The 17085-nt window shown below is 66.2% G+C and carries 18 protein-coding genes; 8 read left to right on the plus strand and 10 right to left on the minus strand.

The genetic code is table 11. The annotated features are described in order from the left end of the window. Positions 1-60: 60 nt before the first annotated feature. On the plus strand, positions 61-1395 hold the full coding sequence (locus tag AC1DVA_RS08330; RefSeq protein ID WP_476805585.1) for a hypothetical protein: 1335 nt from the start codon (positions 61-63) through the stop codon (positions 1393-1395). An 88-nt stretch (positions 1396-1483) separates the two neighbouring features. Continuing rightward, positions 1484-1888, plus strand: a complete 405-nt coding sequence (locus AC1DVA_RS08335) for a GtrA family protein (RefSeq protein ID WP_265054254.1) — start codon at positions 1484-1486, stop codon at positions 1886-1888. A gap of 24 nt (positions 1889-1912) precedes the next feature. On the opposite strand, the gene AC1DVA_RS08340 is transcribed toward AC1DVA_RS08335, so the two are convergent. The 3 genes from AC1DVA_RS08340 to AC1DVA_RS08350 all read right to left on the minus strand — a co-directional run bounded on the left by AC1DVA_RS08340 (position 1913) and on the right by AC1DVA_RS08350 (position 4013). After that, the gene (locus tag AC1DVA_RS08340) at positions 1913-2377 is read right to left on the minus strand and encodes a hypothetical protein (RefSeq protein WP_476805586.1); all 465 of its coding nucleotides are present in this window, start codon (positions 2375-2377) and stop codon (positions 1913-1915) included. A gap of 11 nt (positions 2378-2388) precedes the next feature. Continuing rightward, positions 2389-3183 (minus strand): hypothetical protein, encoded by a 795-nt coding sequence (locus AC1DVA_RS08345; protein WP_265054252.1) that lies wholly within the window; start codon positions 3181-3183, stop codon positions 2389-2391. 137 nt (positions 3184-3320) lie between these two features. Next, entirely contained in the window at positions 3321-4013 is a 693-nt protein-coding gene (locus AC1DVA_RS08350; protein ID WP_265054251.1) for a class I SAM-dependent methyltransferase, read from the minus strand. A gap of 155 nt (positions 4014-4168) precedes the next feature. Here AC1DVA_RS08350 and AC1DVA_RS08355 point away from each other — a divergent pair, with 155 nt between their 5' ends. Next, positions 4169-5422, plus strand: a complete 1254-nt coding sequence (locus AC1DVA_RS08355) for a class I SAM-dependent methyltransferase (RefSeq protein ID WP_476805587.1) — start codon at positions 4169-4171, stop codon at positions 5420-5422. A 166-nt stretch (positions 5423-5588) separates the two neighbouring features. Here AC1DVA_RS08355 and AC1DVA_RS08360 read toward each other — a convergent pair whose 3' ends face one another. Next, a complete protein-coding gene (locus AC1DVA_RS08360; protein ID WP_265054249.1) occupies positions 5589-6494 on the minus strand; it encodes a DMT family transporter in 906 nt (301 codons plus the stop codon). 91 nt (positions 6495-6585) lie between these two features. Between AC1DVA_RS08360 and AC1DVA_RS08365 the strand changes: the two genes are divergently transcribed. Beyond that, the gene (locus AC1DVA_RS08365; protein WP_476805588.1) at positions 6586-7518 is read left to right on the plus strand and encodes a LysR substrate-binding domain-containing protein; all 933 of its coding nucleotides are present in this window, start codon (positions 6586-6588) and stop codon (positions 7516-7518) included. A gap of 100 nt (positions 7519-7618) precedes the next feature. Here AC1DVA_RS08365 and AC1DVA_RS08370 read toward each other — a convergent pair whose 3' ends face one another. The 4 genes from AC1DVA_RS08370 to carA form a co-directional block, all read right to left on the minus strand. Continuing rightward, positions 7619-8044, minus strand: a complete 426-nt coding sequence (locus tag AC1DVA_RS08370; protein WP_265054247.1) for a group III truncated hemoglobin — start codon at positions 8042-8044, stop codon at positions 7619-7621. Between the two features lie 51 nt (positions 8045-8095). Further along, a complete protein-coding gene (locus AC1DVA_RS08375) occupies positions 8096-8914 on the minus strand; it encodes a prephenate dehydrogenase (protein ID WP_265054246.1) in 819 nt (272 codons plus the stop codon). Between the two features lie 173 nt (positions 8915-9087). Continuing rightward, positions 9088-9417 carry an NIPSNAP family protein gene (locus AC1DVA_RS08380; RefSeq protein ID WP_265054245.1) on the minus strand — a complete coding sequence of 110 codons (330 nt, stop codon included), beginning with the start codon at positions 9415-9417 and terminating at the stop codon, positions 9088-9090. A gap of 27 nt (positions 9418-9444) precedes the next feature. Continuing rightward, positions 9445-10653, minus strand: coding sequence for a glutamine-hydrolyzing carbamoyl-phosphate synthase small subunit (carA, locus tag AC1DVA_RS08385; RefSeq protein ID WP_265054244.1), 1209 nt, complete (start codon positions 10651-10653; stop codon positions 9445-9447). Positions 10654-10808: 155 nt separating this feature from the next. On the opposite strand from carA, the gene AC1DVA_RS08390 reads away from it, so the two are divergent. Then, positions 10809-11270: a GatB/YqeY domain-containing protein gene (locus AC1DVA_RS08390; protein WP_265054243.1), complete on the plus strand. Its 462-nt coding sequence runs from the start codon at positions 10809-10811 to the stop codon at positions 11268-11270. 21 nt (positions 11271-11291) lie between these two features. Here the strand turns inward: AC1DVA_RS08390 and AC1DVA_RS08395 are convergent, their stop codons facing one another. Both AC1DVA_RS08395 and AC1DVA_RS08400 read right to left on the minus strand, forming a co-directional pair. Further along, the gene (locus AC1DVA_RS08395) at positions 11292-11684 is read right to left on the minus strand and encodes a type II toxin-antitoxin system VapC family toxin (RefSeq protein ID WP_476805589.1); all 393 of its coding nucleotides are present in this window, start codon (positions 11682-11684) and stop codon (positions 11292-11294) included. Beyond that, entirely contained in the window at positions 11678-11953 is a 276-nt protein-coding gene (locus AC1DVA_RS08400; protein ID WP_265054241.1) for a type II toxin-antitoxin system VapB family antitoxin, read from the minus strand. Before AC1DVA_RS08400 ends, AC1DVA_RS08395 begins: the two co-directional genes overlap by 7 nt. A 123-nt stretch (positions 11954-12076) precedes the next feature. On the opposite strand from AC1DVA_RS08400, the gene dnaG reads away from it, so the two are divergent. The 3 genes from dnaG to AC1DVA_RS08415 all read left to right on the plus strand — a co-directional run bounded on the left by dnaG (position 12077) and on the right by AC1DVA_RS08415 (position 16968). Then, a complete protein-coding gene (dnaG, locus tag AC1DVA_RS08405) occupies positions 12077-13972 on the plus strand; it encodes a DNA primase (RefSeq protein ID WP_265054240.1) in 1896 nt (631 codons plus the stop codon). A gap of 198 nt (positions 13973-14170) precedes the next feature. Beyond that, positions 14171-16186, plus strand: a complete 2016-nt coding sequence (gene rpoD, locus AC1DVA_RS08410; RefSeq protein ID WP_265054239.1) for an RNA polymerase sigma factor RpoD — start codon at positions 14171-14173, stop codon at positions 16184-16186. Between the two features lie 221 nt (positions 16187-16407). Beyond that, positions 16408-16968 carry a hypothetical protein gene (locus tag AC1DVA_RS08415; protein WP_476805590.1) on the plus strand — a complete coding sequence of 187 codons (561 nt, stop codon included), beginning with the start codon at positions 16408-16410 and terminating at the stop codon, positions 16966-16968. Positions 16969-17085: the final 117 nt, after the last annotated feature.

The raw sequence follows: 17085 nt of genomic DNA on the forward strand, positions 1-17085 counted from the left end.
TCTTTCGATGATGATGTAATGTTATAGTATTGCATTATTTCGTTTGGACGGAGCCTCCTCGTGACTTCTCTTCGCCTTCAAGCCGTCGGCCTCGGCCTCGCCGGCTGCCTGCTCGCTTCCGCCGTGCAGGCGCATGACCATGCGCCGCTGCGCGGGCGCCTCGTCTTCGCCGATCACGACAAGCCGGTCGTCCGCATCCTCGATCTCGACAGCGGCGAGGTCACGCACAGCTTCGATGTGCCGAAGGCCAATCCGGGTTTTGCAGGCGTATCCGGCGGCCGCTTCGTCGTGGTGAAGACCGGGGACGAGGCGGGGACACTGCGCATCCTCGATACCGGCTTGATCGCGGAATCGCATGGCGACCATGTCGATCTCGACAAGGCCGAGCCGAAGCTCATCGACTTCATGACGAAGGGCGACCGGCCGGCCCATGTCATCTCCGGGCAGGGACAGCTCGCGCTGTTCTATGACGGCCTGCGCCCTTGGGAGGGCAAGAGCGAGCCACGCGTCGTGATGGTCGGGATCGACAGCCTCGCGAAGTCCGATCCGGCGGTGACGGTCTGGCCGAGCCCCGCCCCGCAGCATGGCATCGCCGTGCCGCTCGGTGCCCGGCAATGGCTGATCTCGGTGCCCAACCCCGCCTATGCCAAGGGCGACGACCGCAGCGCCTCGCCGCGCCCCAACGGCTTCGAGGTCCTGGAGCAGGGCAAGCCCTCACAGAAGGACGGCGGTTGGAAGCGGATCGCGGGCTTCAACGATCCGGCGCGGGCCGATGCCTCCTGCAAGCTCTATCACGGCTATGCGCCGGCACGCGGCGGGCGGCACCTCTTCGGCTGCGCCGAGGGCGACGGCGGCGAGCTGCTGGTGCTCTCGAAAACAGGCAAGGGCACCGCGGCCGCATGGAGCGCGCGCAAGCTGGCCTATCCGGACGAGCGGCGCATCAGCGCGCTCAAATCCCGCGACGGCGGGCGCCATCTCGTCGGCAATTACGGGCTGAAGGCGCCCTATGACGCATTGCTGCGGATCGACCCCGACGCCAAGGCGCTCTCGACGGCGGATGTGCTTGCGATCCCCGGCGGGCAGGCCGCCTGCCAGTTCGAACTCAGCAGCACCGGCAACCGCCTCGCCAACCTGACGCCGGACGGCAAGCTCAGGGTGTACGCGGTCGCGCCGGCCTGGAAGGAGATCGCTTCCTTCGACGCCGTCGCGGCCTTCGATTGCGCCTATGGCGCGAAAACGCCGACGCCTGGCCTCGCCGTGATCGGCGGCAGCGCCTTCGTCAGCGATCCCACCAACGGGCGCATCCGCGAATATCATCTCGACACGTTGAAGCAGGGGCTCGACATGCCGGTCGGCGGCCTGCCGGCCAATCTCGCCGGCAGCGACGCGGGCTGAGCGGGCCAGCCCCCAGCCTTTTGTTTTATCGCGTTGTCTTCACGCGAAGCGGTATCCACTTCGCTCGAAAATGCTCTAGGAAGCGCGGATGCCGTTTCGCCGTTATCCGCGCCAGCTCCGCCAGCTCGTGGCCTATGTCATCGCCGGTGGCCTGACGGCCGTCGCGCATTACAGCGTGCTGATCGGGCTCGTCGAGCTCGGCCGAATCGACCCCGTGCCGGCCACGCTCGCCGGCTTCGTCGTCGGCGCGCTAGTCTCCTACACGCTCAATCGTTGGATGACCTTCGATGCGACGCGCAGCCATGCGCAGGCCGGCTGGCGCTTCGCCGTGATCGCGGCCGGCGGCTTCGTGCTCACCGGCATCCTGATGCATCTGTTCGTGACGCGGGCCGGCTTGCCCTATCTGCCGATGCAGATCGTCACCACGGGCGTGGTCATGGTCTTCTCGTTCCTCGGCCACAAGTTCTTCAGCTTCGCCGATCGGGCGGCGTAAAGGGCCGCCACCCGCCAGCTTCCTCTACCTCGGCGGATCGACCGTCAGCGTGATCTGCCTGCGGCCGATGCGGCCTTCCTTGTCGGTCGCCTCGATCTCGATGACGTGGCTTCCGCTCGGGACGATGACGGAAGGAGCGTCGATCCCGGCCGGGGTGATGAAGGGCTTGATCCGCTCGGTGATGTCCACCGGGGGCTGGCGGCGGTAGAAGACGCGAACGGTGCCGGGGTCGATCGGCACGCCGTTGCTCGGCATGAAGCGCACGGCAAGGCGGAAGGGCTTGCCGTCCACGCCCTTGTCAGGCGTCGGCAGCGTATCGATTCCCGGGCCGCGGGTGAGGTTGCGCGTGCTCGCCGCCGCCTTGGCGGCGGTCGGGAGACCGGCCTCCTCGCGGGTGATGAGCTGGACGGGGTCGGCGGCCTGCGCGGCCGTCAGCGTGGCGGCAACGGCGAGAACGGCAGGCATAATGTGCCGGACGAGCACAGTCATGATCATCGTTCCTATTTCACTCCCAGGATTGCGGCGACGAGGCCGGCGATGGCAGAAATGGCGGTGCCGGCCATCAGGATGGTGGTTTCGATGGTCTTCAACGTTTCCATCGGCACCTTGCCATGCACGGCCAGCAGCCCCTTGCGCAGTTCCGGCAGCGAGACGAGGCCACGCGCGGCAAGCGCAGCCTGCGTCACGCGCAGCAACATCCCCGAGAACATGGAGGCGCCGATGCTCAGCGCGTAGAACGAAGTCTCGCGCCAGGCTGCCGGCCCCTGCGGAAGGAGCGGTATATTGTCGTGCCAACCAAGCAACGCGTTCATTGTCACGACAGAAAAAATCGCGAAGGCGGCCGCGATGCCGATATCGAAGGCGATCAGCCGGGGGCGGATGCCGAAATAGATCAGGCCGGTGAGGAAGGGGATCGCGATCGAAGCGAGGCGCAGCGCCCAGAGCGGCAGATCGAGCCAGAGCACGACCCCGCAATAGGCCAGCAGCAGCAGCACCAGGCCGAAGGGCAGAACCCAGAAGCGCCGCCGCGTGCCATGCGGAACGGTCGGCGCGGCCGCATGCTGGGCCTCGGCAGGCTCGGAGTCCACGGTTTCGGCGACCGGAGCCGGCCGGGCGGCGAGCGCGGCACGGTCTTCCTCGGCCCGCTTCTCGAAGGCCGCAAGCCGCTCCTCGAGCGTATCGAGACGGCGCAGCAGGGGCAGCACGGGGGTGAGGTCCCGTCCGCAGCACCGGCACGACAGCACGCCCCTGTTGAGCGCGGCATCGCAATAGGGACAGACGAAGTGTTCCTGCACGGAGATCTCGCGCCGTTCGGGCAAGCCGCGCTCAAAGCCATATTTATTTCGCCAGATCAAGATGTCCGGCAGATTTCAGCTACGGAACTTTAGTACAACTCCGCGCGGTTACCGGCTCGGACCTGCGCTTTCGTCGGTCACGCGGACTTCGTCGCCTTGAAGGTCATGCGGTGGGGGTTGTGGCCGAAATTGGCGGGTCGCTCGATCGTCGTGAATCCGGCCTCGCGGATCAGCTCGGTGACGGCTTCCGGCGTGTAGGTCGATAGCCCGTATTGCGCGCGCAGCTTGCGGTAATCGGAGAAGGCGGTGCGGACCAGGCCGGCGAGCGCCGCAGTCAGGAAGCCGCCGCGCCAGGCGAAGGCGAGCAGCTGCGAGGCGTCGGTGAGCGGGCTGACATCCGGCGGGATGACATCGGCGATCACCAGCGCGCCGCCCGGCTTGAGCTTGCCGCGCCAGGTTTTGAGCAGTGCCTTCAGCTCGTCGCGGGAGAGATACTGGACCAGCGAATTGGCGACGACGAGATCGAGCGTCGCCTCGGGCAGGGCCTCGACCTCCTCCGGCGAGACCACGGTGATGTTCTCCCTGCGGCCGAACTGGGCGCGCAGTTTCTCCCGGACGTTGGGTGCGGCTTCGCAGAGATAGAGCCTGCCGCAAGCCGAGGCGACGCGGCCGGCATCCAGCGCCTCGCCGCAGCCATGGTCGAGCACGACGCCGTTGGGCGCCGGGATGTGGCCGATCAGGTCGGTTGCGATGGCGCGGTAATGCAGGGCCTTGTGGCGCGGCGAGACGTAGATCGAATGCTCGCCGTTCCAGAAATCGCGCCAGGACATGGGTAGGTTCGATCCTCCGGGCCGAATGCAGCCGTCCTCGATGACTAAACGCAAGCAGGGCGGCTCCGCAACAGGCAGGGGTTTCGGCACCCATCCGTTTCCGCTTAACTCGTGGAGGCGCCACCCGACTCAAGATGGCGTTCAAGGGGGAATCGATGCTTCTGCTGCCGCGGCTGCTCAAACGGTTCATCCGGCAGGGGCGCTTGACCGTCATCACGCCGGATGGGAAGCGTCACATCTTCGGCCCGGGGCCGGCGGAGATGCTGTTCGCCGGCGTGCGCAAGATGGCGCCGGCCGTCACGGTCCGCTTCCATGACGACCGTATCGAGCGCGAACTCTTCCTCAATCCCGAGCTTGCGCTGGCCGAAGGCTACATGGACGGGCGGATCGATTTCGAGGAAGGCACGATCCACGATCTGCTGACGCTGTTCTGGATGCAGCGCAAGGAGATGCGCAAGCACCCGCTGCAGAAGGCTATCCGGCAGGTTCGCTTCAAGGTCAGGCGCTGGCAGATGCACAACCCGCTCGGCGTCGCCGGCAAGAAGGTCAAGCATCACTACGACATCCCGACCGATTTCTACCGGCTCTGGCTCGACGAGACGATGACGTACTCCTGCGCGTACTGGCATTCGCCGAACGTGGGGCTCGAACAAGCGCAGAAGGCCAAGCTCCGGCACATCGCCGCCAAGCTGAACATCGAGCCCGGCATGAGCGTGCTCGACATCGGCTCGGGCTGGGGCGAACTCGCGATCTATCTGGCCAAGGCCTGTGGGGCGAAGGTGACCGGCCTCAACGTCTCGCCCGACCAGATGGCCGCCGCGCAGAAGCGCGCCGAGGCGGCCGGCGTCGGCGATGCCGTGACTTTCATCAACAAGGACTATCGCGAGCTGACCGGCAGCTTCGACCGCATCGTCTCGGTCGGGATGATGGAGCATGTCGGCCTCGCGCATTATCTCGAATATTTCGAGAAGATCCGCGATCTGCTGACGCCGGACGGGATCGCGCTCGTCCACTGCATCGGCCGCGCCGGGCCGCCCGGTTTCACCGGCCCCTTCTTCGAAAAGTACATCTTCCCCGGCGGCTATGCGCCGGCGCTGTCGGAGGTGTTCGGGGCGGTGGAACAGACCGGGCTCTGGTCGTCCGATTGCGAGTTCTGGCGGCGGCACTACCACTGGACGCTGGAAGCCTGGCGCGAGCGCTTCATGGCGAGGCGCGAGGAGGTGGTCGCGATGATGGGCGAGCGTTTCGCCCGGATGTGGGAGTTCTACCTCTGCGCCTGCTCGATCTCCTTCGACATCGGCGGTGACATGGTGTTCCAGCTGCTGCTGGGCCCGCATAAGAGCGCCGTCCCGGTCATCCGGGACTACATCGCGGATGAGGAGAAGGCACTCGAGGCGAAGGGGTTTTGAGGCTGCTCTGTCGCGGCGCCCTTTCCACCCGCGAAACGTCATCCCGGACAAGCCGCGAAGCGGCGCCGATCCGGGATCCATCGTCGAGCGCAGAGCCCTCCGATGGATCCCGGGTCTGCGCTGCGCTTGCCCGGGATGACGGCGGTTTTCCGAGCGCCGAGCGGGTTCAGCGCTTCAGATTGACCACCACGACACCCGCCAGCGCCATGACGCCGCCGATCAGTCCGAACAGCGTCGGCACCTCGCCGAGCCAGAGGAAGCCGATCAGCATCGCCATCGGCGGCACGGCGTACTGGAAGTTGGACGCGCGGGCAGCCGGCAGGCGCGAGAGGGTGATGGCCCAGGTGCCGTAGGCAATCAGGCTCGGCACGACGGCGAGATAGACCACCGACCAGAAGGAGACGGCCGGCGCGGCCTGAGCCTGCGAGATGGCGGATGGCAGGAAGGGCAGGAGCACGAAGCCGCCGATCGCCATGTTCCAGGCCGCGACCTGGAGCGGCTTATAGCGGGCGAAGAGCGGCTTCTGCACGACCGTGGTGATGGCGTTGCAGAAGGCGGCGCCAAGGATCAGCAGCACGCTCATCCCGATCTCGACGTCGAGACCCTTGCCGAGCGCGATGACGCCGATGCCGGCGAAGGAGAGCGCCGTGCCGAGCCAGGCGGTCAGGCTGAAGCGCTCGCCCAGGATCATCATGGCGAGGACCGCCGTCATGATCGGATTGGTGTTGATGATGAAGGCGGCGGGGCCGGCCGGCACCACGCGCTGGCCGAAGTTCAGCAACAGCGCATAGCCCGCGATGAAGATCACGCCGCCGATGAGGAAGCGCCAGATATCGGCGCGCTCGGGCAGCTTGGCCCGCGTCGCGATGAGGAAGAGCGCGGCCGGCACGCCGGCGAGCGCGAAGCGCAAAGAGGCCATCTCGGCCGGGCCGAAGCCGGCGAGCCCGGCACGGATCGCCGGGAAGGAGGAGGCCCAGGCCAGGACCGTGAAGGTCACGGTGAAGACCAGCGTCGGGTCGAGACGGGTGCTCGGGGTGGCCAGTGCGGGTGACGTGCAACTTGAGGAGGACATGGCGTCGATCCATCGGTGACGAAAGGTTGCTCTCGATAGACGCCTCGGCGAGCTGATTGACAAACGAACAATTCGCGCATGAGCTGTGAGGATGGATCACAGCTCGAACCTGCCCCCGCTGGACACGCTGCGCGCTTTCGAGGCGGCCGCCCGCACCGGCAGCTTCTCTTCCGCCGCCGAGGCGCTGAACCTGACGCATGGCGCCGTCAGCCGGCAGATCGCCAAGCTCGAGCACTGGCTGGGCCTGCGCGTTTTCCTGCGGCAGGCACGCGGTGTCTCGTTGACGCCGGAGGGGCAGCGCCTGCTCCAGCGCACGCAGGAAGCCTTCGCGCTGATCGCCGACACCTCCGACCGCTGGCGCGAGGTACGCGGCGCCTCGGTGGTGCGCGTCAGCGCGCCGCCCTCGGTCTGTTCGCTCTGGCTGATGCCGCGCCTCGCGGTGCTGGAGGCGGGGATGCCCTCGTTGCGCATCGTGCTGCAGGTCGAGCACCGCAGGGTCGATTTCGAGGAGGAGGGCGTCGATCTCGGCATCCGTTGCGGGCGGGGCGGGGCGCCGGATCGGCTCTCGCTCAAGCTGTTCGAGGAATGGTGCTTCCCGATCGCCTCGCCGCAGCTTGCGGCGGCCATTGGCGTGGGCGCGCCGGAGCGTCTTTTGGCCCAGCCTCTGATCCATGATTCCGACGCTGCCGGCTGGAAGGCCTGGTTCGCCGCGCAGGGGCTGGACTATCGCCCGCGCCCGCAGGACCGCCGTTTCGAGGATTACAATCTGGTGCTCGATGCCGCCGCCCATGGCCTCGGCATCGCCCTGGCGCGTCCGCCCCTGGCACGCGAGCAACTGGCGGCCGGGCGGATCGTCCGGGCGGATGAGCGCGAGGCGCTGAACCCGGTTTCCTATTGGCTCGACCGGCCGTTCGGGACGTTGAGGCCTTCCGCGGCGGCGCTGGCCGAGCGGATCGCAGGCGAGGCCGGCGCGGCGCCGGCTGACATTGAGGCATTCTTAAGCCGCGAGGCGAGGGCGGCGTGATCCGCGTCATGCTCGGGCTTGACCCGAGCATCTCCGGAAGATGAGGCTCCTGCGCCTGTCATGAGATTCTCGGGTCAAGCCCGAGAATGACGGACTGAATCTATCGCAAGCTATGCCGGGGCGCAGCAAATTCGCCGCGCTGGCTGGCGCGGGCCATCTCGAAGCTGTCTGCGATGCGCCGCGCCCGGACGATGAAGGCCTCCGCGATCTCCGGTTCGCAGACCTCCCGTGCCGTCGCCTCGAACAGGTCGAGCCAGCGGTCGAAATGCCGGCCCTCCAGCGGGAGGATCAGATGCGGGCGCATCGGCCGGCCGTTGTAGCGCCCGGTGCGCAGCATCACGCTGCTCCAGAAATCGGTGATCTTGGCGATATGGTCGTCCCAATCCTCGACGGCCGCCGCGAAGACCGGGCCGATCACGTCGTCCTGCCGCGCCCGCTCGTAGAACGTGCGGACGAGCAGGCCGATCATCGGCTCGCGCAGATCGGGGTGGGCGGCGCCCGGATGGGTGAGGGGGTTGTCGGTCATCGCTGGGACATTCGAGGTTTCCCGTATTGTCGGCGGGGCGGGCGGTGAAGGCTAGGCCGGTACCGCGTCTGCGACTTTGTGAGGCAGGGCCGGTTCAGTCTGGACCATGTCCTGACGGCCATTCTCCAGAAACATCCGCATCTCCTCGGCCAGCGCGAAGAAGCGGTCGCGCACCGCCTTGGCATGCGGATTGGCGCGCTCGATCGCCATGAAGACGTTCGGCGCATCGTGTCGGACCATTTCCGTAGCCTGCATCAGCAGGTCGAAGCTCGCGGTGGTCATGTGTTGCGGCAATGGCTCCATCCGCACCAGGATCTTGGCGATGAGATGGGTCAGGCCCTGCACCATCGCAACCTCGCGGTCATGGGCGTCAGGCGTGGTCGCGATGACCTTCAGCTTGAGGACATGGCGCAGGAAGGCGGCGATGCGTGGCGTGCTGCTGCCTCGAATCGGGCAGAGCGCGATCTTCAGTCCTGCAAGCCCGTTGCGGGCGCTCTGGGGGCCGAAGAGCGGATGCGTGCCGATGATCTCGACATGCCCGGGCAGGCCTTCCGCGAGCACGCGCGCCGGGCCGATCTTGACCGAGCCGACATCGAGCACGATCGCGCCGGCCTTCAGATGGGGCCTAAGCGCCGCGACCGCCTCGGGGGTCGCCGCGACGGGCACGGCGAGGACAACGAGGTCGCAACTGCCGATTTCACTGATCGTCGCCGGCCGCAGGCCCTTGCCGGTCGTATCGGGCGAGGGTGGATGAGCGGGGTCGCAGATGCGGAGCGCGAAATGCGGCTGGAGATGACGAGCCATCAGGCGGCCGAAGGCGCCGAAGCCCATGATGCCGATGGAAGTGATGGTCTTGATCTTGGATTGCATCGCTCTGGTCCGGTGGGGAGCCGCGATGCCGGGTGACTTGCCTGAATTCAACCGCCAGCGCGGCGGTTGAACATGGGAATGCCACCGCCTCTATGAGGACGGGGTGTAATAGCTCTGCTGAAGGGCCATCAGGCTGGTCATGAGCTGCTTAAAGCGCCGAAGGCGAGGCGCTGTCAACCGAGCTTCGGCGAGTAGTCGGTCGGCCTCATGATGCGATCCTCGATCGCACCGACCAGGCTGCCATGCTGCAGCGAGGTCACGCGCTTGATCTCGATCCATTCGGGATCGGCCATGAAGCTCGTCCAGGCCCGCGTCTTCGTCTCGCTGTCGGGCCAGGCGAGGATGTAGGCGAATTCGATGCGCCCGGCGCTCGCCGTCTCCCACATAGCCATGATCCGGAAGCCGTGCCGCGCCATGATAGGTGCGGCATGGTCGCGAAAGCGGGCGTGGAACGCCGCCTTGTTGCGCTCGAAGATCTCGTAGATGCGCAACTGGTGGATCATGCCCGTCTCCGTCGACAGTGGCGGCCCTCAGGCCGCCTTCTTGCCCTTCTCCGCCGCCATCAGATCGATGAAGCGGTTGAAGAGATAGTGGCTGTCCTGCGGACCGGGGGAAGCTTCCGGGTGATGCTGGACGCTGAAGGCCGGGCGGTCGGTCAGCGCGATGCCGCTGTTCGAGCTGTCGAAGAGCGAGACATGGGTCTCGACCGCATTGGCCGGCAGGCTCGCGGGATCGACGGCGAAGCCGTGGTTCATCGAGACGATCTCGACCTTGCCGGTAGTCTTGTCCTGCACCGGGTGGTTGGCGCCATGATGACCCTGCTTCATCTTCATGGTCTGGCCGCCGATGGCGAGCGCCATCATCTGGTGGCCGAGGCAGATGCCGAAGGTCGGGACCTTCCTGTCGAGCAGTTCCTTGATGACCGGCACCGCATATTCGCCGGTCGCGGCCGGGTCGCCCGGGCCGTTGGAAAGGAAGATGCCGTCGGGGTTCAGGGCGAGGATGTCCTCGGCGCTGGCGGTCGAAGGGACGACCGTGACGTCGCAGCCAGCCTTGGCGAGCAGGCGCAGGATGTTGCGCTTCACGCCGTAGTCGATGGCGACGACCTTGTAGTTCGCCGCTTCGCGCTTGCCGTAGCCGGCCGGCCAGACCCAGGGGGTCTCGTCCCAGTCATAGCGCTGGGCGGCGGTGACGAGCGGAACGAGATCGAGCCCGGCCATGGAGGGCAGCCCTGCCGCCTGCTTCTTCAGTCGCTCGATGTCGAACACGCCGTCCGGGCTGTGGGCGAGGATGGCGTTCGGCATGCCGTTGTCGCGGATCAGCGCGGTGAGCGCGCGGGTGTCGACGCCGCAGATGCCGACGATGTTGCGGGCCTTCAGCCAGGCGTCGAAATGCCGGTTGGAGCGCCAGCTCGACGGCTCGGTGATGACGGCGTGGAGCACGCAGCCGCGCACGCCGGAAGAGGCGGCGGCGTTGACGGTCTCGGTGTCTTCGTCGTTCACGCCGACATTGCCGACATGCGGGAAGGTGAAGGTGATGATCTGCCCGGCATAGGACGGGTCGGTCAGGATTTCCTGATAGCCCGTCATCGCCGTGTTGAAGCAGACCTCGCCCGGCGCTTCGCCCACGGCGCCGAGGCCGAAGCCTTCCAGCACCGTGCCGTCGGCTAGCACGAGGAGCGCGGTCGCGCGCGGTTCGGTCCAGCCGCTATCGGCGGGGTTTCCTTCGGAAGCGGTCATGTCTATGTCTCGGTCCAGGCCGCGCCAGCGGCAGAAAGCGGGGGCGGGGCTGTGGCAATCCACTCCGCCGGTCTGGAACGCGAGCCTTAAAGAGCCGGGCGCTGCCCGTCAATCAAGGTTGGTGCAGGCCGCACAAGAGAAAAAGGAACAACGAGATGACGAGCCTGCGCGAGCGCTTCACCGGCGATCTGAAGGAAGCGATGAAGGCCGGCGAGAAGGGCAGGGTCGGCGCGATCCGCCTGATCCAGGCGGCGCTGAAGGACAAGGACATCGAGGCGCGCGGCGCCGGCAAGGGCGAAGCCACGGCCGACGAGATCCTCGGCGTGCTCCAGAAGATGATCAAGCAGCGCCAGGAATCGATCGCGATCTACGACGCCAACGCCCGCCCCGAGCTCGCCGATGGCGAGCGCGCCGAGGTCGCGGTGATCTCTTCCTACCTGCCCAAGCAGATGTCCGACGAGGAGGTGAAGGCTGCGATCGACAACGCCATCGCCGAGAGCGGCGCGACCGCCGTCAAGGACATGGGCAAGGTCATCGGCATCCTGCGTGCGACCCATGCCGGCCAGATGGATTTCGGCAAGGCCAGCCCGATGGTGAAGGCGGCGCTGGGCGGTTGAGCCGGCAGGAGCGGGCGGGCCTCAGGCCCGCTCGATATCCGTTTCGGAGAAGTCGTCGCCCTTGTAGAGCAGGGGCCAGCCGCGTGCCTTCGCCAGCGCATAGGCGGCGCAATCACCCATGTTGAGGCGGGCGGCGTGGCGGCCCTTGCCGTAGCGGCCATAGGCTTCGAAGGCGAGATCGGAGAGGGCTGCGTCGAAGGGGACGATGTCGATGCGTTCCCGCATTACGAAGTCGGAAACGGTCTCCGGCGGCATACCCTTGGCGAAGCTGAGGACCAGCCGTGCTTCAAGGAGGTTGACGCTGGTCATGACTCGTCGCGTTGCCGAGGCCAAGCCGGCAGAAAAGGCTCTGGCCTCGGTTTCCAAGGTGATGATGGCGACAACGGCAGAGGTATCGACAACGATATTCACCACATACCGTTCTCATCATAGCCGATGATGTCGTCCATCTCCTGCTTGGTCATGGAGCGTTGGGCCGGCTTGATGCCATATTTCTTGTAGAATTCTTCCATCCGCGCCCAGGCCTCCGCTATCCGCCGCGTCTTCTCCGCGTCTGATAGCTCGTCCTTGTCGAGCTCGCTCCTGACGGCTTGGCGCACTGCCTCGGTCAGACTGAGGCCACGGCGGCGCGCGAGCAGGCGCACGGCCTCCTCGGTCTCCGGATCCTTGATGTTGAGCGCCATCGCTTTCTTCCTTTTTCGCGATTTTCTTTACCAGATGGGGCGCGCTGTGGATATGGCCGATAAGGCCGGGAAAGGCAGACTTGCCGGTTGGCACAGGGCTGCGAAGGGTCCAGACAGGACGCCATGAAGTTCCCGCCCTCCGTCCTTGAGGAGATCAAGGCGCGGCTGCCTGTCTCGGCGGTCGTGGGCAAACGCGTGCGCCTGCAGAAGGCGGGGCGGGAATGGAAGGGGCTCTCGCCGTTCAACGCCGAGAAGACACCGTCCTTCTTCGTCAACGACCAGAAGGCGTCCTTCTTCGATTTCTCCTCCGGCAAGAACGGCGACATCTTCAAGTTCGTGATGGAGACCGAGGGGCTCTCCTTCCCGGAGGCCGTCGAGAAGCTCGCGGCCGAGGCCGGCGTCATCCTGCCGAAGATCACGCAGGAAGCGCAGGTCCAGGAGGAGAAGCGCAAGGGGCTGCACGAGGTCGTCGAGATCGCGGCGAAGTTCTTCGAGGCCGAGCTGATGGGCGAGCGTGGCGGCGCGGCCCGGCGCTATCTCTCGACGCGCGGGCTCGACGGCGAGGCGCGCACGCGCTTTCGGCTGGGATACGGCCCGGTCGATCGTTTCGCGCTGCGCGACCATCTGGCCGGCAAGGGCGTGCCGGCCGAGCTGATGATGGAGGCGGGGCTCCTGGTGCATGGCGAGGAGATCGCCGTGCCCTATGACCGCTTCCGCGATCGCATCATGTTCCCGATCCACGATTCGCGCGGACGCGTCGTCGCCTTCGGCGGCCGGGCGATGAGCGCGGAGGTGGCGGCCAAATACCTGAACTCGCCGGAGACGCCGCTCTTCCACAAGGGTTCGCTGCTGTTCAACCACCACAATGCCCGCAAGGCCTCGCACGACACTGGGCAGGTCATTGTGGTCGAGGGCTATGTCGACGTCATCGCCATGTCGCTCTCGGGCTTTCCGCAGACGGTGGCGCCGCTCGGCACGGCATTGACCGAGGATCAGCTCGGCCTGCTCTGGCGCATGGCCGACGAGCCGGTGATCTGCCTGGACGGCGACAAGGCGGGCCGCAAGGCCGCGAGCCGCGCGATCGACATCGCATTGCCGATGCTCGAACCGGGCAAGTCGCTCTCCTTCGCCCTGCTGCCGGATGGCCAGGACCCTGACGATCTCGCCCGCTCGGGCGGACGCCAGGCCATCGCCGAGGTGGTCGCGGCGGCGCGGCCGCTCGTCGACATGCTCTGGCAGCGCGAGGTCGAGGCCGGGCCGCTCGATACGCCGGAACGGCGCGCCGCCTTCGAGCGGCGGCTGAAGGAGCCGCTGGGCCAGATCCGCGACGAGACGACCCGCAAGCATTACCGCCGCGAGATGGACGAGCGACTGAGCCAGCTCTTCGCCAGCGCCGCTCCGGCGCGGCCCGAGCGTGGTGGCGGACAGGGCAATTTTCAGCGCGGCAGCCGGGGCGGGCCGATGCGGGGAGGCGCCCGGCAGGTGCCGCCCTGGCTTGCAGGTCCGCTCAAGGCTTCGAGCGCGCTGACCCAGTCACGGATCGTGGCGAAGATGCGGGGAGAGGACCAGCGCGAGGCCTTTATCCTGCTGGCGCTGGCGAGCCACCCCGATCTCATCCTGCGTTGCGCCGACGATATCGCGGAGATGTCGCTCGACGGATCGGCGGCCGAGCGCTTCCGGCAGGCGCTGCTCGATGCGGTGGAGGAGACGCTCGACCGCGAGACGCTTGCGAATCGGTTGACCCAGCCGCGGGTCAAGGAGGCGCGCAACCAGCTGATGGCGGTCACGGGGCCGGCCGAACGRCTTAAACTCGCGCAAGATGCTGATCCAGAATCGGTTTTCGACTCGATTCATCAGGCCATCGTCTTGCATCATCGCGCGCGGACGCTAAATAGCGAGTTGAGAGCAGCCGAGCGCGCATTGGCTGACGACGCGACCGAAGCCAATTTCGCCTGGATCAAGGACGTTAAGGCCCGCCTCGAGACAATCGACGGCACCGAGGCCATGTCCGAAGATTGATAGCCCAGCGAATGGCGGTTGCCCGTTTGATGCGCGCAAGGTGTCGGGTGGTTCACGATTCGTCAACGACGTCTGGTGCCATCTGCGAGCAGTGATTTGGGTGGGTGAGCGCGCCGGGTCTGCGGTCGCGCCGCCCTTTTATGCGTCGGTATATGGCTGCCTCGGCCATGTCCGGCGCACGAATGCGGAGCRCTATTGATGGCGACAAAAGCGAGCGAACGGGAAAAGACCGATCAGGTCGCGCCGGATGCCCCCCCGACTACCGACGGCCCGTTGCTCGATCTTACCGATCAGGCCGTACGGCGGATGATCAAGCTCGCGAAGAAGCGCGGCTATGTCACCTATGATGAACTGAACGAGGTTCTGCCCTCGGAGGAGTTCTCCTCGGAGCAGATCGAGGACGTGCTCGGCCAGCTCAGCGAGCAGGGCATCAACGTCGTCGACAACGAGGACCCGGAAGCGGCCGGCGAGGAGCGCGCCAACCGCAAGGAGGCCGCCGGCAGCGACGACGACGAGGTCGAGGGCGGTGATCTCGTCGAGGCCTCGCGGCAGACGCTGCCGACCGAGACCAAGCGCAACCTCGAGCCGACCGAGCGCACCGACGATCCGGTGCGGATGTATCTGCGCGAGATGGGCTCCGTCGAGCTGCTCTCCCGCGAGGGCGAAATCGCCATCGCCAAGCGCATCGAGGCCGGCCGCGAGGCGATGATCGCCGGGCTCTGCGAGAGCCCGCTGACCTTCCAGGCTATCATCATCTGGCGCGACGAGCTCGTCGACGGCAAGATCCTGCTGCGGGACATCATCGATCTCGAGGCGACCTATGCCGGCCCGGACGGGAAGAACCCCGACGCGATCCCGGGAGAGGAAGGCGCCGAGGAAGCCGAGCAGGCCGAGACCCCGGAGGGCGAGACCCCGCCGGAGATGGACGATGACGACCTCGAGAACAACGTGTCGCTCTCGGCCATGGAGGCCGAGCTCAAGCCGCGCGTGCTCGAGACCTTCAACGCCATCGCCGACGACTACAAGAAGCTGCGCCGCCTGCAGGACCAGGACATCGCCAACCGGCTGGAGAACACCAAGCTCTCGCCGTCGCAGGACCGCAAATACAAGAAGCTCAAGGACGACATCATCACCGCGGTGAAGTCGCTCTCGCTCAACAACAACCGCATCGAGGCGCTGGTCGAGCAGCTCTACGACATCAACAAGCGCCTGATCGGCCACGAGACGCGCCTGCTGCGCCTCGCCGAGAGCTATGGCGTCGGCCGCGAGGACTTCCTCAAGCAGCATGTCGGCGGCGAGCTCGATCCGAAATGGGTGCTTCGCGTCTCCAAGCTGGGTTCGCGCGGCTGGAAGGAATTCGTCGGGTCGGAGCTCGAGCGCATCAAGCAGCTGCGCGAGGAGGTGCACACGCTCGCCTCCGAGACCGGGCTGGAGATCCAGGAATTCCGCAAGATCGTGCTGATGGTCCAGAAGGGCGAGCGCGAGGCAAGGCAGGCGAAGAAGGAAATGATCGAGGCCAATCTGCGCCTCGTGATCTCGATCGCTAAGAAGTACACGAACCGCGGCCTGCAGTTCCTCGACCTGATCCAGGAAGGCAATATCGGCCTGATGAAGGCGGTCGACAAGTTCGAGTACCGCCGCGGCTACAAGTTCTCGACCTATGCGACATGGTGGATCCGGCAGGCGATCACCCGCTCGATCGCCGACCAGGCCCGCACGATCCGCATCCCCGTCCACATGATCGAGACGATCAACAAGATCGTGCGGACCTCGCGCCAGATGCTGCACGAGATCGGCCGCGAGCCGACCCCGGAGGAACTGGCCGAGAAGCTGGCCATGCCGCTGGAGAAGGTGCGCAAGGTCCTGAAGATCGCCAAGGAGCCGATCTCTCTGGAAACGCCGATCGGCGACGAGGAGGATTCGCATCTCGGCGACTTCATCGAGGACAAGAACGCGATCTTGCCGATCGACGCGGCGATCCAGAGCAACCTGCGCGAGACGACGACGCGCGTGCTGGCCTCGCTCACGCCGCGCGAGGAGCGCGTGCTGCGCATGCGCTTCGGCATCGGCATGAACACCGACCACACCCTCGAAGAGGTCGGCCAGCAGTTCAGCGTCACCCGCGAGCGCATCCGCCAGATCGAGGCGAAGGCGCTCAGGAAGCTGAAGCATCCGAGCCGGAGCCGGAAGCTGCGGAGCTTCCTGGACAACTGATCGCGAGAGCCTGCGTCGCCGCAGGCCGCTCGAGAACAAGGCCCGCTTCCATGCTGTGGAGGCGGGCTTTTCTTTTGGCGCGCTCCGAAGCGAACGCCGGATCAGTCCTCCTGTGAACGAAGGATGCCGCCGGGCCCGCGGCTGGTCAGTCTGCCGCCACTCAATGATTGAGCAGGCGGTCGATCATCGACAACGCTGCCTTGCGCTCCCGGAGGTTGCCCGTGCTCCCGTTCACCTATGACGCGCTACAGGAGCGCTTCGCCACGGTCCGCCCCTGGGCGAAGAACGCGATCGGCGACGCCACTAATCGCTGCGCGATCTGTATGGGCTATACGCTCAAGCTGACGCCGTCGCAGGATGACGCGACGATCCAGACCATCATGAATGCGGATCTCAAATCATCCTTCCAGGGAGCGCCGCCACTGGCAGGCGGGCCACGTCCCGGGGTGCTGCCCGGCTCAGGACAGCCCCTCAATGGGCTGAGCCAGAAACTCTTCATCCGGGCTTCGGAACTGCTGCCGCGCGTCCAGCGCGCCCATGGCCAGCCCGATATCGAGGGTGTCTGCAAGGACGTCTCACCCAAGGTGCTCGGTCGGAAGGGCGTGCTCTATCTGGAGAATTGCTACCAGACGACCGGCGACAAGAAATATTCCTTCCTGTTCCTGCAATGGACGAATGGCGACCATTGGGACTTGTTCGATGGCACCAACATCGTCGCGCAGGAGCAGCGGCTGGTCGGCAACAACCATTCCGGCCAGCTCTATTTCTGGCAGGCGCGCTGACGCCGTCCACCTCGAAAGGTGACGGGCTCAGAGCGTCCGCTGTAGCGCCAGCAATTGTTCCCACGCCTTGCCCCCGCCTTCAGCGAAGCGGCGAGGCCTTGATCTTCCCGGCAGGAA

It is taken from the genome of Allobosea sp. P4_C6 (genome assembly GCF_056402015.1).

Excerpts from the sequence above, each read along its gene's own strand:
- AC1DVA_RS08360 (WP_265054249.1), bottom strand. The coding sequence starts at position 6,494 with ATGTCCTCCTCAAGTTGCACGTCACCCGCACTGGCCACCCCGAGCACC.
- AC1DVA_RS08390 (WP_265054243.1), top strand. The coding sequence starts at position 10,809 with ATGACGAGCCTGCGCGAGCGCTTCACCGGCGATCTGAAGGAAGCGATG.
- AC1DVA_RS08365 (WP_476805588.1), top strand. The coding sequence starts at position 6,586 with ATGGATCACAGCTCGAACCTGCCCCCGCTGGACACGCTGCGCGCTTTC.
- AC1DVA_RS08350 (WP_265054251.1), bottom strand. The coding sequence starts at position 4,013 with ATGTCCTGGCGCGATTTCTGGAACGGCGAGCATTCGATCTACGTCTCG.
- AC1DVA_RS08400 (WP_265054241.1), bottom strand. The coding sequence starts at position 11,953 with ATGGCGCTCAACATCAAGGATCCGGAGACCGAGGAGGCCGTGCGCCTG.
- carA (WP_265054244.1), bottom strand. The coding sequence starts at position 10,653 with ATGACCGCTTCCGAAGGAAACCCCGCCGATAGCGGCTGGACCGAACCG.
- AC1DVA_RS08335 (WP_265054254.1), top strand. The coding sequence starts at position 1,484 with ATGCCGTTTCGCCGTTATCCGCGCCAGCTCCGCCAGCTCGTGGCCTAT.
- AC1DVA_RS08375 (WP_265054246.1), bottom strand. The coding sequence starts at position 8,914 with ATGCAATCCAAGATCAAGACCATCACTTCCATCGGCATCATGGGCTTC.
- AC1DVA_RS08380 (WP_265054245.1), bottom strand. The coding sequence starts at position 9,417 with ATGATCCACCAGTTGCGCATCTACGAGATCTTCGAGCGCAACAAGGCG.
- AC1DVA_RS08370 (WP_265054247.1), bottom strand. The coding sequence starts at position 8,044 with ATGACCGACAACCCCCTCACCCATCCGGGCGCCGCCCACCCCGATCTG.
- AC1DVA_RS08340 (WP_476805586.1), bottom strand. The coding sequence starts at position 2,377 with ATGACTGTGCTCGTCCGGCACATTATGCCTGCCGTTCTCGCCGTTGCC.
- rpoD (WP_265054239.1), top strand. The coding sequence starts at position 14,171 with ATGGCGACAAAAGCGAGCGAACGGGAAAAGACCGATCAGGTCGCGCCG.
- AC1DVA_RS08355 (WP_476805587.1), top strand. The coding sequence starts at position 4,169 with ATGCTTCTGCTGCCGCGGCTGCTCAAACGGTTCATCCGGCAGGGGCGC.